This window comes from Nitrospirota bacterium, from assembly GCA_030645475.1.
GTDB lineage: Bacteria > Nitrospirota > Nitrospiria > Nitrospirales > Nitrospiraceae > Palsa-1315.
In genome coordinates, this window is sequence record JAUSMA010000057.1 from 26,449 (window position 1) to 40,490 (window position 14,042).

General features: G+C 57.2%; 14 protein-coding genes. 9 read left to right on the forward strand and 5 right to left on the reverse strand.

Annotated elements, in window-relative coordinates; genetic code table 11:
- From Q7U76_09710 to Q7U76_09720, 3 genes are all read right to left on the reverse strand, one after another.
- Nucleotides 1-960, reverse strand: coding sequence for a universal stress protein (locus Q7U76_09710; protein ID MDO8356651.1), 960 nt, complete (start codon nt 958-960; stop codon nt 1-3).
- A gap of 170 nt (nt 961-1,130) precedes the next feature.
- On the reverse strand, nt 1,131-1,556 hold the full coding sequence (locus Q7U76_09715; protein ID MDO8356652.1) for a cupredoxin domain-containing protein: 426 nt from the start codon (nt 1,554-1,556) through the stop codon (nt 1,131-1,133).
- Between the two features lie 104 nt (nt 1,557-1,660).
- The gene (locus Q7U76_09720) at nt 1,661-2,146 is read right to left on the reverse strand and encodes a universal stress protein (GenBank protein MDO8356653.1); all 486 of its coding nucleotides are present in this window, start codon (nt 2,144-2,146) and stop codon (nt 1,661-1,663) included.
- A gap of 544 nt (nt 2,147-2,690) precedes the next feature.
- Here Q7U76_09720 and Q7U76_09725 point away from each other — a divergent pair.
- The 4 genes from Q7U76_09725 (at nt 2,691) to Q7U76_09740 (ending at nt 6,320) form a co-directional block, all read left to right on the forward strand.
- Entirely contained in the window at nt 2,691-3,371 is a 681-nt protein-coding gene (locus Q7U76_09725) for an alpha/beta hydrolase (GenBank protein MDO8356654.1), read from the forward strand.
- Entirely contained in the window at nt 3,368-4,231 is an 864-nt protein-coding gene (locus tag Q7U76_09730; GenBank protein MDO8356655.1) for a universal stress protein, read from the forward strand. The genes Q7U76_09725 and Q7U76_09730 overlap by 4 nt, the downstream gene beginning before the upstream one ends.
- Nucleotides 4,232-4,610: 379 nt before the next feature.
- Nucleotides 4,611-5,186, forward strand: a complete 576-nt coding sequence (locus tag Q7U76_09735; GenBank protein ID MDO8356656.1) for a hypothetical protein — start codon at nt 4,611-4,613, stop codon at nt 5,184-5,186.
- 498 nt (nt 5,187-5,684) lie between these two features.
- Nucleotides 5,685-6,320 carry a hypothetical protein gene (locus tag Q7U76_09740; GenBank protein ID MDO8356657.1) on the forward strand — a complete coding sequence of 212 codons (636 nt, stop codon included), beginning with the start codon at nt 5,685-5,687 and terminating at the stop codon, nt 6,318-6,320.
- A 124-nt stretch (nt 6,321-6,444) separates the two neighbouring features.
- On the opposite strand, the gene Q7U76_09745 is transcribed toward Q7U76_09740, so the two are convergent.
- Both Q7U76_09745 and Q7U76_09750 read right to left on the reverse strand, forming a co-directional pair.
- Entirely contained in the window at nt 6,445-6,972 is a 528-nt protein-coding gene (locus tag Q7U76_09745; GenBank protein MDO8356658.1) for an adenylyl-sulfate kinase, read from the reverse strand.
- A 99-nt stretch (nt 6,973-7,071) separates the two neighbouring features.
- Nucleotides 7,072-8,163 carry a phosphotransferase gene (locus Q7U76_09750; protein MDO8356659.1) on the reverse strand — a complete coding sequence of 364 codons (1,092 nt, stop codon included), beginning with the start codon at nt 8,161-8,163 and terminating at the stop codon, nt 7,072-7,074.
- A gap of 554 nt (nt 8,164-8,717) precedes the next feature.
- Here Q7U76_09750 and Q7U76_09755 point away from each other — a divergent pair.
- From Q7U76_09755 to Q7U76_09775, 5 genes are all read left to right on the forward strand, one after another.
- Nucleotides 8,718-9,263, forward strand: coding sequence for an HPF/RaiA family ribosome-associated protein (locus Q7U76_09755; protein ID MDO8356660.1), 546 nt, complete (start codon nt 8,718-8,720; stop codon nt 9,261-9,263).
- Between the two features lie 201 nt (nt 9,264-9,464).
- Nucleotides 9,465-11,888: an ATP-binding protein gene (locus tag Q7U76_09760; GenBank protein MDO8356661.1), complete on the forward strand. Its 2,424-nt coding sequence runs from the start codon at nt 9,465-9,467 to the stop codon at nt 11,886-11,888.
- A gap of 13 nt (nt 11,889-11,901) precedes the next feature.
- Nucleotides 11,902-12,066, forward strand: a complete 165-nt coding sequence (locus Q7U76_09765) for a zinc ribbon domain-containing protein (protein MDO8356662.1) — start codon at nt 11,902-11,904, stop codon at nt 12,064-12,066.
- Nucleotides 12,067-12,228: 162 nt separating this feature from the next.
- Nucleotides 12,229-12,612, forward strand: coding sequence for a cytochrome c (locus tag Q7U76_09770; GenBank protein MDO8356663.1), 384 nt, complete (start codon nt 12,229-12,231; stop codon nt 12,610-12,612).
- A gap of 48 nt (nt 12,613-12,660) precedes the next feature.
- The coding region (locus Q7U76_09775) for a pentapeptide repeat-containing protein (protein MDO8356664.1) at nt 12,661-14,042 on the forward strand (1,382 nt) is incomplete at its 3' end.

Sequence of the window (14,042 nt, forward strand, 5' to 3'; positions counted from 1 at the left end):
TTACTTGTGCGTTAAGGGAAACATTGCTGCCGGAATCACCCGGCTATAGCCGGGTCCGAGCTTGAGGCTCCGCACCGTCAGGACAGGGCAGGGCGCTTTTCGCAGGACAGCCTCCGCCACGCTGCCGGAATAGGCATGCGAGATGCCGCGGCGTCCATGCGTACCCATCACGATCAGGTCGCAGGGCAGATTCTGGGCTGAATCTAAGATTGAATCGGCCTGAACGCCGCCCCGCAGTTGAAATGCGACCGGAATACCCGTCATCTTGAGCGAAGAGGCCAACTCCTCCAGTCGCTTCGTCCAGGTCTCGCGCACTTGCTCGCGTGTCCTGCTATGGCCGAGGGTAAAATCCAAGCCATAGGACACCGGCTCCAACACATGCAGCAACATGAGGGAGGCCTTGGCCTGCTGCGCCACCACCGCTGCATATTCCACGGCATCGAGGGAACAATCTGAAAAGTCGACCGGCACGAGAATGCGCTCCAGGACGATAGGCTCCGACAGGGCACCCTCCTCCCGTTCAGCGTCTGTCTGATCCGTTCGTACCGTCAGCACAGGGCAGGGGGCTCCGCGAATGACCCGCTCGGCAGTACTGCCCAACAAGACGTGCGCAAGGCCGGTCTTGCCCTTCGTCCCGACGACAATCAGGTCTGACTCCTCCGCCTGCGCCGCAGTGACCACCCCTTCACTCGGAATGCCCGTTTCCACCCTGGTCGTGACCGTCATGCCTCGCCGCTCCGCCCGGCCTTTGAGATCGGCGAGCTTCGCCGACGCCGTTTTGAGCAGATCCGCCAAGTATTGCTGATTGATGGGGTAGTCGGGATTGAGCCCCGGCTGAAACTCCGCGATGCTGAGCACCGTCAAGCTCGCCTTCCACGAACAGGCAAGGGCACAGGCATAGTCTTCCGCCCGCCTGGCCCACGGTGAAAAATCCGTCGCAAACAAAATTCGCTTGATCAAGGATGCCCTCCCATATCTCGTCGTTCGTGAAGCGTCGTTCGTCTCTCGTCCCTGAAAAGAGCATATGGCCTATAGCCAATAGCGTATGGTTCGGAATGAAGAGGGGGAGAATCTTTGCTGCCAGCTATACGCCATACGCTCTTCTCTCTACGAGAAACGCTTCACGTTTTCTAGACCGCCTCCACACTGAGCAACAACAACTCACCCTTCATATTCGGATGGATCGAACAGCGGAATTCATGTCGGCCAGGCCTCGACATATTGAACCGAATGGACACATCCCGCTTAGGATCAAGAAACACTCCGCTCAGACCCCGTCCGTAGACGGTCACCCCGTCTTTCTCGATCTGAGTGGGAATGCCTTCAAACATGGTCGAGCCAAAGTCATGCCGTTCGGCATCCTCGTTCTTCACCTTGATCACGGCAGGGAATCCGAGGCGAAGCGACCCCTGCTTGGTCACAAATTTAAAGTCTTTGATCGTGACCTCAACGACTTGTTCGGACTGCGAAAAGACCGGCGCTGCCGCCTCCCACCAAAACCCACATGTGACCGCCAGCACCAGAGCCCATCCCCACTGCACCTTCTCACTGTTCATGTATCCCTCCCTTTGGCAAAATGCTCAAAAAGCCCACCACTGGCGTACTCAAAACCCGTGAAGCGTATCTCGTGAAGCGTCAGTCGTTTCCGGATTCGGACGTTTCACGAACGACGAGATTTAGGTGGCAGCGGAACCGTCAACACCGGGCAACCCGCTGTCCTCACCACCTTTTCCGCCGTACTGCCGAAAAAAATCTTGTCCACGCTACCCGAGCGCCCCCCATAGCTCCCCATGACGACCAAATCCACTTTTTCCGTTCGGGCCATCTTCGCGATCTCCGTAAACGGCGCACCCTCTAAGACCACTCGCGTCACCGCCACACCCTCAGCCGATTCTGACTCAAGCAACCGCCGCACGTTGAGCCGGGCATGATGACGCAACCGCCGCTTCTGGCCCTGTGCATCTGAAGGCACCGCCAACAGCCCCAGCTGGTTGAACGTCGCCAGGGCATTCGTATCGATGACATGCAGCAGCAACAGCTTGGATTGAAACGTCCGGGCCATGGTCAACGCGACGCGGAAGGCTTCTTCCGAACAAGTAGAAAAATCTACCGGCACCAATATCTTCGTAAACAGCGACTCAGCCATATCACCTCCACAAAATTGACTCATTCCCTAATATCGCAAGGCTGGTGCCACTGATATAGGCTGAAGGCTGAAGGCTGATAGCTGCGTAGAAACAACAGCTTTCTTTATCTTGTCAGGCCATCAGCCATACGCCATCGGCTCTTGGCATATTACGCGGGGGTGTCTTGCTACAGAGTGAAGAGTCACACTGTGGCGGAAGGCAACAGAAGCCGTGAAACGTGGACCGTTAGCCCTGAGAGGCAAGAAGACAAACGACGCCAACCGCCTCTCGCTCCTCATGATACAGCTCACCCCCTCACGGCCTGTACCCCTTCTCCAGGGGAGGCATCGGACTTGCTGACATTGGTTGCTCAGAAACAGTTGGAGATCACGAGCATGACAAGAACAAAGTGGTGGTTCGTGGGAGCGGTGCTCCTCGGGCTTGCGGTCGCAGTCTATTTTCTATTTTTCTGCCCCACGGAATGCCAGTGAGCGTCGAATAACCTTGATCGCCATCGAACCGACGGTGTGGCCATGACCGGTTTGGAAGACGTGATGGACGGCAATGAATGAAGAAACTATCAGGATTACGCGAGGGCCCCTTTCTCTTGAAGGAGTCCTCGGTCTTCCAACCAAAGCAATCGGAATAGTGGTCTTCGCCCACGGAAGCGGCAGCGGACGATTCAGTCCGCGCAACAACGTCGTCGCCCGTTATCTCCAGCGAGGACAGGTGGCCACATTGCTGCTGGACCTCCTGACCCCGGATGAAGCCGATGACCGCCGCAAGGTCTTCGACATCGATCTGTTGGCAGATCGAGTGCTGTTTGCAAAGGGCTGGCTCGAACAAGACGATCGGACGAAGCGCCTGGGCATCGGCTACTTCGGCGCCAGTACCGGCGCTGGCGCAGCCCTGCAGGCGGCAGCCCGCGATCCCTCATCGATTGTGGCGGTCGTGTCACGGGGTGGCAGACCGGATCTGGCAGAACCCTATCTCCCGTCAGTCACCGCGCCGACGTTATTGATTGTCGGGGGAGACGACGAGCCGGTCATCGAGATGAATCGAACGGCCTACCGCCTTCTCGCTTGCCCTAAACGTTTGGTGATCGTACCAGGCGCCTCACATCTCTTCGAAGAACCCGGCACACTTGAACAGGTCGCAGAGCAGGCACTCGCCTGGTTTCAGCGCTACTTTCATGCTGCCCCGCATGAGGGCGGCGTGACGACAACAAAGGAGTCGCACCGATGAAAACGTTGCTTGCGGTCGATGGATCGGATAATGCCTATGAGGCCGTTCACGCCATGAAATACCTGGCCCGGGCAGAGGAACTGACCCTGCTTCATGCCCTGGACGTCCCGAGACCAGCCTATCCCATGATGGTGCCTGAGGTGGCGGAGGAACTCTATCGGTCTCTCGAACAGAGCATGAGGGAAGACGGCGAGCGGCTGCTGGACCGGGTTCAGTCCCTCCTCCCCATGCACGCAGGCCCTTCGACAAAACAGCTTCGAATCGGGTCTCCCGCAGAAGTGATTGTGGCGACGGCGGAGGAACAAAAGGCCGATCTCATCGTGATGGGAGCACGGGGCCTTGGTCCCATCAAGGAGCGGCTGCTTGGCAGTGTGTCCCACCGCATCCTCACCCTAGCCCCCTGCGCCACGCTGATCGTGAACGGTCCGGTCAAAGCCATGAAAAATATCCTACTGCCGCTCCAGGGGCTCTCAGACGCGGAGGCCGCGATTCGTTTTCTACAGTTGAAACCGTTCCACGATCCGGTTGAGATCACGCTACTGACCGTCTTGCCTTCGACACAACCGCCCTGGCCGGTTGAAGCCGCCGCCGCCGAGAAACTGGAGAAGCAAGCCTTGCAGAGCGCGCGCGGCTACATCGACAGCGTCACAGAACGTCTCCGCGCCTTAGGTTATCAGGCGCAGGGAACAGCCGTACTTGGAACTCCCTCTGCCATGATCTTGCAGGAAGCCACCACACTTCGCTCTGATCTGATTCTGATGGGCACCAGTGGCAGGCAGGGAATCACTCGCTTCGTGCTCGGCAGTGTATCCCATGCTCTGTTGCACAAGATGCCGTGCCCGGTGCTGGCGTTCCACTGAGCACCAGCTGTCGGATGCTGAAAAATGCCGCCAGCTTCGTTCTCACCTTGAACGCATCCTCAACGTACCCCTGAGGGTACGCCTCCGGTCCGTTCGTCGGCTGCGGCCTTGCTGGACAGCCTTTTTGAGCATCCTCTAGAGAAATTTTTCTTCGACTAGATTCAAGGTCTGGCAGGCTGCATCGCTGAAGGTTGCGGGGTTATGCTGATCCGCATAAGATGCCGTAATAACACGAGGGACAGGCAGCGCCCCATTGAATGTAATGGGGCTGACAGATCTTCGACAAAAAATCCCACGACCTGTTATACGGACAGAAAAATAGAGCCCCGAATCGTATACGGATCAGCCTAGTTGTAGTTAGCTGCACGAAGACGACATCATGCCCTACTTCATTATTGAAAAGACTCCGGTGTTCATTTCGTCGGCGCGACATCGAGCCCTTGAAGAGGAAGTGGGGAAGGACAAAAGTGCAACGTGGAGAATCGGAAGTCACATTGCTGGCAATAAGGCGGGCGAAGAAAAATCTGCCTTGATATACCAAGCTCTCCTGCAAAAGTCAGTGCACGATCCTGATAGATTCAGGGCAGAATGGGTCCATTTCGATTTATGTGGAGAGGAAGCGGTCGCCAACGTCTGGGACGTACTCTACGATTATTGTCATTTTAGAGGCTACGCGTTTTTATCCGACATTCGCGACTCAGTAGAAAAAATCGTCGCGAGCTACGAGGGTGAAAGCTTTGCGCATCCAATGGGCAGGATTTTCACGCTGAATCATTTCGTTAAGCCCGCTAAATGGTGGTGGAAGTTCACCCACCGGATGGCGGGTCGCAAGGTAAGCGTTCACATTAACAGTCACAAAGTAGTCCGCATCGTTGGAGATTTAGCTCAGTTTGAAATATACGGCGAAGGGTTTGTACTACTCTGCGGTGAACACCTGGACGTCAGATTGTTTTGATTGGAGACAGAAGCAGAAGTGGTGGCCCGGCCCGGCGGCTAACAAACGGCTGGAGCAGACCGCTGAGAAGTGCGGCCGCTCAGCCGCAGGCCATTGAGTGGGCGTCGGAGAAATATGGGGCCTGACCCCTTAAATTCACAGCGCACTATTGAATGGACCGGGACACCAGACCTTCGACAAGAAATCCTACGGTGTGCTATTCGGACAGAAAATCAGACCCCCGCATCTTTGCAGGTCAGTCTAAATATTGTTAGGCCGTACAGGCCCTGAACCATGCCCACGACAAACGCAGTTCCGCCACTTCACGGTTACTTGCCGAATCAGACGGCGTACACCTACAAACCTGTCGGTTACTGCATCTATTGCGGATCAACGGGCCAACTGTCAGACGAGCACATCATCCCTCTCGGGCTTGGTGGTCGTTTAGTGCTACCGCAGTCAAGCTGTTCTACTTGTAGCACCAAAACCAGCAAGCTTGAGCGTACTTGCCTGCGCACGATGTATGGCCCACTCCGGATGCTCTACGGCCTCCCAACTCGCCGAAAGAACAGCCGACCCGAAACACTTCAATTGAAGATCAAGCGGACGGAAGCATCCGTGTGGGAGTACGTTCCAGTCGCCCAGGAACGGTACCCCTTTTTGATCACCTTCCCCTACTTTGAAGCGCCCGGCGCACTAACCGTTATTGAGGAATCCGCGGCGGCAGGCCCGGCAACCCGGCGTCTGTGGATTCGGGGTGCGTCACCCAATTACGACTTCCATGAATTACTGCGGTCATTAGCGGAAGAACTCGGAGTTCACTCGCTCATGCCGGAATCCAAGGCTGAAGTCTCGGCGTTCTGCAGTCTCCTGGCCAAGATCGCACTTTCATACATAGTCGCAGAACAGGGTGTCGCGGCCCAACGATCAAGGCTCGCAAGCATGGCAGTGGGAGAAGACATGCAAAACTGTCTGCATTACATCGGAAGCGTTGAAAAGGATGAACCACCGTCCGATTCCCTCCACGAGCTATCGCTCGGCCACGACGCTCGCACTGGCTCCACACTTGTCCGGCTTCGCCTGCTTGCGAAGTTGGGAACACCGACCTACTTCGTTGTTCTTCCGCCGCAAGCACCTAGAGACATGTCCAAATGAATACACCCTCTCGTTCTAAAGCGCGGTCTAACCCTCCATCAAGAGAGCTTGTCCCTACAAGCCGGAACAAATCTCTCATGTCGAACGTTATGCGGGTGAGAAGACCGAGCTTCCTCGCATCCTGCTAGAGGAATTTCTCTTTGACTAAGCCGAGGATCTGACGGGCTGCATCGCTGGAGGTCGTGGAGGTACTATCGATCCGGAGCTCCGGATTGGTCGGCGCTTCGTAGGGGGATTGGAGTCCAGGAACAGTGAGTGAGTCGCCCCGCTGGCCCTTCAGATAGGTCCCTTTCTTGTCTCGCTCCATACAGATTGCAAGGGGACATTCCACAGAAACCTCGATGAAGCGAGGGATCACAGACCTCGCAAAGTCCCGATAGACCCTCCGGCTCGCCGTGGCATCGAAGACCACGGTCACACCATGGGCTAGGAGCTTCTTTCCGGTGAATACCAACGCGCGATAGAAGAGATCCCGCTCCGCTTCTGAGTAGGTCGGCGTCGGCGTGATGATCCGCCGGACCTCATCGGACTCCAACACTTCGACCGTCAATCCAAGCTCTTCGAGCTGCGGCTTCAGAGCCGAGACGATCGTGCTCTTACCCGAGGCCGGGAGACCGGTGATCCAGATGGCAAAACTTTGAGGTCGGCTCATTTCATGACCCATCTGGCTAGAGGCACGAGGCCAGAGGCTAGAGGCTAGAGGAAAAATAATACTGCCGCTCGCCCTACGCCCCTTGCCGCGCACCTGCCGCTATACGGCGCAATATTCGTTCACGCGAGCAGGATCGAAGCGGGGCTCATCCAACACATGTTCGACAAACCGGAAGATGGTCCGGCGCACCTCAATCGGCAGCTTGGGGTACCACAGGGGACTTGCCAAGACTAACCCCCGAAACGCAAAAAACGGGGCGGCCGACTCTGCAACTGCATGGTCGTGGCTGGCTTCCATATAGCTGTCCCAAAAGAGCCGGAACAGCACTTCCAACGGCCCCTGCAAGGTGCCCCAGCGACAGAGTGAGAAGAATAGATAGTTGATCGTCATCGACGTCACATCGTCAGCCGGCTCTCCCCATTCCCCTCGTGACCGATCGAGCACTGAAAAATCCGTTCCTTTCCGGAACAAGACATTCCAGGGATGAAAGTCTCCGTGGACTTGCGACAGACGATGCGTTTCCCCGCGCAGGCGCCAGCGCCAGCGATTACAGGCTTCCTCAACCCCGCGCAAGAGATCCGTCGTGATGAACTCGTAGCGGTCGGGATAACTGTCGGTCAGCCCCATAATACATTCGCCGTGGCCGATCAACTCCCGAAGCCGACGCCGATAGAGGTCGGGATCGCGAAGTTTTCTGGCATGAATCTCTGCCAGGTAGCGCGCCAGGGCGATCGTGCGCGCTCGATCCTGCTTCCGTAGCCTTCCACCTTTGACCAACCGTTCCAGGTCGAAATGATAGCTGCTCCCATCCGTCCATTGGTTGAGGACAAAGAACTCCCGTGCCGGGGCTACCGACATGAGTTCGTGATCAGCGGTAAACGCGCCGATATCGAGCGCCTTCACATGGCGCGGCAGCCGGCCATAGGAATCATAATCCCACAGCATGGCCTGCGCGCGATCAGCCATATGCTCATGGCCGAAGGGACCCGGCTTCATGGTCTCCAGTACCGCAGACTGAATCTTCCGTCCGACTTGGAATGTCAGCTTGACCGGCGTGCCATAGCCATATTGTTTGTAGGTGCCCTGCGAACTGTCTTTTCCAATGACTCCATAGGTCAACAAGGTCGCCTTGGGACCGAACCGGTCGCGAAGGTATCGTTCCAGGGATTCCTTCTTTAGCGTCAGCATCATCATCGATATAGGCAAGTCGTGTTCCATCACGATACCAGGCAAGGGGCGAGAGGCTGGAGGCGAGCGGAAAAGCAAAATCCTTAAAATATTATCTCTCTCACCCCTGGCCTCTGGCCTATTGCCTCTCGCCTATCGTTTAACTGGCGCATTGAGCTTCAGTACCAAGGTGACCAGTGAGGAAAAATGCGCCACTTCCGTTAGGCAAGGGACGAGCGGCAAGGGGCAAGAGGCAATAAATATCAGACCCCTGGCCTCTTGCCTCTCACCCCAAGCCTCCGTTTGAGGACGGCACATCGCTTGCTGATATCAACCACCAGCAGGTTGCGGAGAAACCAATTCGGCACAGCAGGGTTTTGATGGCCTGAAGGTTTTTGAGAAGAAGAGGACGTCCCCGCAGGATGCTCAAAAAGGCCGCCCAGCAAGGCCGCAGCCGATGGACGCACCGGAGGCGTAGCCCCTGGCTACGTTGAGGATGCGTTCAAGGCGAGAACGAAGCTGGCGGATTTTTTCAGCATCCTGCAAGAGGACCACGATCAACTCCAATAGGAGGCCGTATGAATCTAGAAGTTGAAAGCAGAAACATCGAGATGACTCCCCGCTGGAAAAGCGAAATCGAAACGCGCATGGCAGATCTCCATGAGCGGCATGACGATTTAATCCATGGGCGAGTCACCCTCACGAAAAACCTCCATCACAAGAAGTTGGCCAACGTTGCCGAGGCACTCATCGTCGTCACGCTCCCAGGCCGTCACACCATGACCGCCCGCAAGGAAGACAAGACGTTCGAAGAGGCCATCAGAACCGCCTTCGACGCCATCGCCATCGAACTCCGCAAGCACCGTGAGAAGCGGGGCCGCACTGAGGTGCGCACGGCTCCAATTCCTCCCTTGCGCGGCGTGATCTGCAAACTCTTCCCAATAGAAGGCTACGGGTTCATCCTCAAGGAGGGCGGGGGGGAAGTGTATTTTCACAAACACGCGCTGCAGGGACTCACGTTCGACGAACTAGACAATGGAACTGACGTTGCCTTCAACATGGAGGAAGGCGAAAAAGGCCCTCAGGCAACAACGGTGCACCGTCCGTCCCCACTCGTCCCATAAAACCATTCTGGAAGCTGGGAAACAGAAGACTGAGGCAAGCAACAAGTCGTTCTATCAACACACGTAGGCTGTTCAAAACGGTCGTCCAGCAAGGCCGCAGCCGACGAACGCACCGGAGGCGTAGCCCCTGGCTACGTTGAGGATGCGTTCAAGGCGAGAACGAAGCTGGCGGACGTTTTCAACAGCCGACGAGGAATCACGATGACGATTGATAAGTTCAAGATCCCCGTCTCCATGCTGTCGCCGACCGTCGATCCGGCACAGCTGGGGTTCGACGACACCAGCGAACTGGAGCCCCTGAACGAAATTATCGGACAAGAGCGAGCCGTTGAGGCCTTGGAGTTCGGCCTCAACATGAAGGGCCCGGGCTTCAATATTTATGTGTCTGGTCCGGTCGGAACCGGCAAGGGGACGCTCGTTCGCACCATGGTGAAGCGGCAGGCCCAGGGGGCGCCGGCCCCGGCCGACTGGTGTTATGTGAATAATTTCCAGGATGCGTCGCGTCCAGTCTGCCTTTCATTTCCAGCAGGACAGGGTTGCGCCTTCAAACGCGAGATGGCGGCGTTCATCGAAAACTTGCGACGTGACATTCCCCTCGCATTTGAAAGCAAGAAGTATCTGGATGCCAAGGCCAAAATCATTGAGGACACGGAGTCGAAAAAGAAAGCGCTGTTTCAAGACCTCACGAAACTCGGCCTGACGCGCGGGTTTGGATTCGAAGAAACACCGGCAGGGTTCGGACTCGCCCCCCTCAAAGAGGGCCAGCCGATGACGGACGAACAGATGGAGGCCCTGACGGAGCAGGAACAGCAAGAGATGACGGAGCGGCGGAAAATACTCGAAGGCGAGATCCGTGAATTTCACGTCCGTATCCACGGCCTTGAGAAAGAAGCCGAGCACCAACTGCGCCTGCTGGACCACCAAATAGTGGCCAATCTCCTGGAGGGCCGCTATGAGACGATACGCCGTGCCTACCTGGACTTGCCGGCGATCTCCGGCTATCTCGAACGAGTACACCACGATATTATTCATCACTATAAGGACTTCCTCCCGCACGAAGGCCCGGCCATTCACCTTCCAGGACTGGAGCCTCGTCGGCCCGACATGACCCGCTACCTCGTCAATCTCATTGTCGAAAATAACCAGACGGAGGGAGCACCGGTTATCGATGAATCTCACCCGACCTATACCAACCTGATCGGGAAGATCGAGCGGAAAGCCCAGATGGGCGTCATGTACACCGATTTTATGGAGATCAGGGCCGGCGCGGTCCTACAAGCCAGCGGCGGCTATTTGATCGTCAATGCGATGGATGTCCTCCGCCAGCCTTTTTCCTGGGACGCGCTGAAGCGCGTGATCAAGACCGGGGCTGTCAAAATCGAAGATCCCGCCGAGTTCTATGGTTTTTCCACCGCGGGCCTCAGGCCGGAGCCGATTCCCGTCAACGTGAAAGTCATCATGGTCGGGCCTCCGATGCTGTATCACCTCCTGCAATCGTACGAAGAAGACTTTTCGAAGCTCTTCAAGGTGAAGGCGGATTTCGACACCGAGGTGGTGCGGAGCGAGCGGCAGGACCGCCAGTATGCGCGCTTCGTCGCCAAACTCTGCCGGGAGGAAGGGCTCCCGCATTTCGGCGTCGATGCCGTGGCAGAGGTCATCAAGCAGGGGTTCCGATTTGCGGATCGGCACGACCGGCTCTCGTTGCGCCTCAGCCTGGTCAGCGACCTCATCAGGGAAGCCAGCTACTGGGCCAAAAAGGAAGGCCATGCGTTCGCCACTCGCACGGACGTCGAAGCCGCGGTCTCGCACAAACGCCATCGGTCGAATCTGGTGGAGCACTGGGTCCAGGACGAGATCAAAGAAGGCACCTTGATGGTAGATCTGGACAAAGAGGTCGTGGGCCAGGTGAACGGCCTCTCCGTGCACGAACTCGGGGACTACGCCTTCGGCCGCCCGATCAGGATCACCGCACGCACCTCCGTCGGCACCAAAGGAGTGATCGACATCCAACGCGAAGCGGAACTCGCCGGCAACATCCATAGCAAGGGCGTGATGACGCTCGCGGGATTCCTCACCGGCAAGTTTGCCGGGATCCAGCCCTTTGCCTTGAGCGCCTCACTGACCTTCGAACAGACCTATTCTGAAGTGGAAGGTGACAGCGCCGCTGTGGGCGAATTGGTCGCCATCCTGTCCAGCCTCGCGGATCTCCCCGTCCGTCAATGGCTGGCCGTGACCGGCTCCGTCAACCAGCTGGGTGAGGTGCAGCCGATCGGCGGCGCGAATGAAAAGATCGAAGGATTCTTCGAGTCCTGCGTCCGACGGGGACTGACCGGGAAACAAGGGGTGATTATTCCAGCCCGCAACACCAAACATCTTGCCCTCCGGCGCGATGTGGTCGAGGCGGTGGAAAGCGGACAATTCACGATCTACGGCGTGAACACGATCGAAGAGGCCGTCGAATTGCTGACCGGCGTGCCGGCCGGCGAGCGTGGTCTTGATGGGGAGTATCCTCCCGACACGGTCTACGGCCGCGCGGCGCAACGGCTCGCGGAGTTGGCCGAGGCCCTCGCCGAATGGAGCGACAGCGAACCGGCGTCGGGCGGCCGCATCATCACAGAAGTCTAGGGGGAAACACGTCATGCCCATGTACGACTATACCTGTCTGGACTGCGGAAAAGAATCGTTGATCGTCTTGACCCTGAAGGAACATGAATCTACTAAAGTGACTTGCCCGAAATGTGGCAGCAGCAACATGAAGCAACTTTTCACGTCGTTTGTCGCCCACACGACCAAGAAAAGCTAGTAGCATGCTGAAAAAGGCCACCAGCTTCGTTCTCGCATCGTTCAGATCCTCAACGTACCCTCCGGGTACGCCTCGGCCCTTCACTCGCTGCGGCCTTGCTGGACGGCCTTTTTGAGCATGCTGCAATACATATATTTTATGGTCAATAGCAAGGAGGCCGTAATGCACATTCCCTTTCTCAACGCGAAGTCGGCTCTCAGGGTCACCTTGGGCATGGGACTCATCGGCCTTCTGTTCGCGCCGCTCCTCCAGGCACAAGAATATCCCGCCGATGTCGCACGAGGGAAAGCCGTATATCAACGCAATTGCCAGGCCTGCCACGGTGTCGGAGGATGGGGGGATGGACCGGACGCGAAAAATCTCAAAGTGGCGCCGGCGAACTTCCACCGCTTTCCGTCCTTTCTGAAATCCGACGAAGAACTGTTACGGACGATCGAGCACGGGATCGTCTTCAGCCCCATGCATGCATGGCGAGGCCAGCTGACGGACGGGGAAATGCAGGACGTGGTAGCGTACATTCGTCTGTTGGCACAAGCGGCACGTTGAAGCGATCAACTCACACAGCAGACACACATCATTTTGGAGAGCATCAGCATGACACCACGCACCGTTCTGACCCTGACCCTGGCATCCCTCGTCCTCGCCCAATCGGCCATCACCGATGCGGCACAGCCGAGTAAGACGGACAGCCACCCTACTCGCTGTGAGAGCGCGTACAACAAGAAACCCGTTCCGCCCAAGCAACTGCAGGCCATCGTGGCATCGCATGGACAGTGGCTCGACCACCGTGAACAGCCGGAATATCGCCGCGCAGATCTGTGCCAAGCAGACTTGAACCACGCGAAACTGGCCGGGGCCAATCTGGAGCGGGCTCGATTGGAAGGGGCCGTCCTCCGCCAGGCGAATCTGTACCAGAGTAATTTGTCACAAGCGAATCTTGCGGGAGCCGATCTGACGAAAGCCGTCTTGGAAGACAGCAACCTGGCGGGAGCCGATCTCCGGCATGCACGATTGTCGAACGCCAATCTGTTCCGTGCGATCGGCGACGAAGCGGCCCTCTACAACGCCGTCCTGATCGGGGCACAACTGCACGAATCCACCTTCGAGCGGGCCCATTTTGAGGAGGCCAATCTTGCCTCAGCCGATCTGACGAACGCCTCCTTCATCGACACCTACTTCTACGGCGCCAACCTTTCCCGTGCCATCTTGGCAGGGACCGACCTGATGGGGGCCGACCTTCGTCACACCGTCATGACTCACGCCAATCTTCATCAGGCCAATCTGCAAGGCGCACTCCTCGACGGAGCCAGGCTCGATGGAGCTCTGATGGTGGAAGCAGACTTAGAAAGCGCCTATCTCGACGATACCAGCCTCGTGGGAGCCAACCTGCGTGACGCCATCCTCCGCGGGGCGGATCTGCGATACGCCAACCTCCGTTCGGCCGGCTTGCAGAAGGCCGATCTGGAAGGAGCCAATTTAGAAGGTGCGCAATTGATCAAGGCGAATGTACAGTCGGGCACACTGCGGATGGCGATTCTCTATAAGGCTATCCTGGACCAGGCGGATTTCCGGGAGGCTATTCTCTCGCGCGCGGTGCTGATCGGCGCCAGAGGAACCGGCACCATCTTTACGAAAGCGGACCTCAGCGAGATCTACGCCCCGAAATCCCAGTTTCATCACGCACAATTTAATGAAGCGGCTATGGAATCGGCCAATCTCGTCGCAGCGGACCTGAGAGATTCCAATTTCAGCCATGCCATGCTCATGGAGGCCAATCTCCAAGAAGCGAACCTCCAAGGCGCCACGTTCTCCGGGGCCGATCTCAGCGGCGCGCGACTCGACGCGGCAGATCTCCACCGGGCGACCTTGCATGGAGCCAACCTGTCGTTGGTGTCAGGCTTGACGCAAGCCCAGCTCGATACAGCCTGTATAGACGAACAGACGAAATTGCCGTCCGATCTCAATCGTCCCGCGCC

Coding starts and splice junctions, on each gene's coding strand:
- Q7U76_09725 (MDO8356654.1), top strand. CDS start 2,691: ATGAATGAAGAAACTATCAGGATTACGCGAGGGCCCCTTTCTCTTGAA.
- Q7U76_09770 (MDO8356663.1), top strand. CDS start 12,229: ATGCACATTCCCTTTCTCAACGCGAAGTCGGCTCTCAGGGTCACCTTG.
- Q7U76_09730 (MDO8356655.1), top strand. CDS start 3,368: ATGAAAACGTTGCTTGCGGTCGATGGATCGGATAATGCCTATGAGGCC.
- Q7U76_09765 (MDO8356662.1), top strand. CDS start 11,902: ATGCCCATGTACGACTATACCTGTCTGGACTGCGGAAAAGAATCGTTG.
- Q7U76_09760 (MDO8356661.1), top strand. CDS start 9,465: ATGACGATTGATAAGTTCAAGATCCCCGTCTCCATGCTGTCGCCGACC.
- Q7U76_09735 (MDO8356656.1), top strand. CDS start 4,611: ATGCCCTACTTCATTATTGAAAAGACTCCGGTGTTCATTTCGTCGGCG.
- Q7U76_09750 (MDO8356659.1), bottom strand. CDS start 8,163: ATGATGCTGACGCTAAAGAAGGAATCCCTGGAACGATACCTTCGCGAC.
- Q7U76_09720 (MDO8356653.1), bottom strand. CDS start 2,146: ATGGCTGAGTCGCTGTTTACGAAGATATTGGTGCCGGTAGATTTTTCT.
- Q7U76_09745 (MDO8356658.1), bottom strand. CDS start 6,972: ATGAGCCGACCTCAAAGTTTTGCCATCTGGATCACCGGTCTCCCGGCC.
- Q7U76_09715 (MDO8356652.1), bottom strand. CDS start 1,556: ATGAACAGTGAGAAGGTGCAGTGGGGATGGGCTCTGGTGCTGGCGGTC.
- Q7U76_09755 (MDO8356660.1), top strand. CDS start 8,718: ATGAATCTAGAAGTTGAAAGCAGAAACATCGAGATGACTCCCCGCTGG.
- Q7U76_09740 (MDO8356657.1), top strand. CDS start 5,685: ATGTATGGCCCACTCCGGATGCTCTACGGCCTCCCAACTCGCCGAAAG.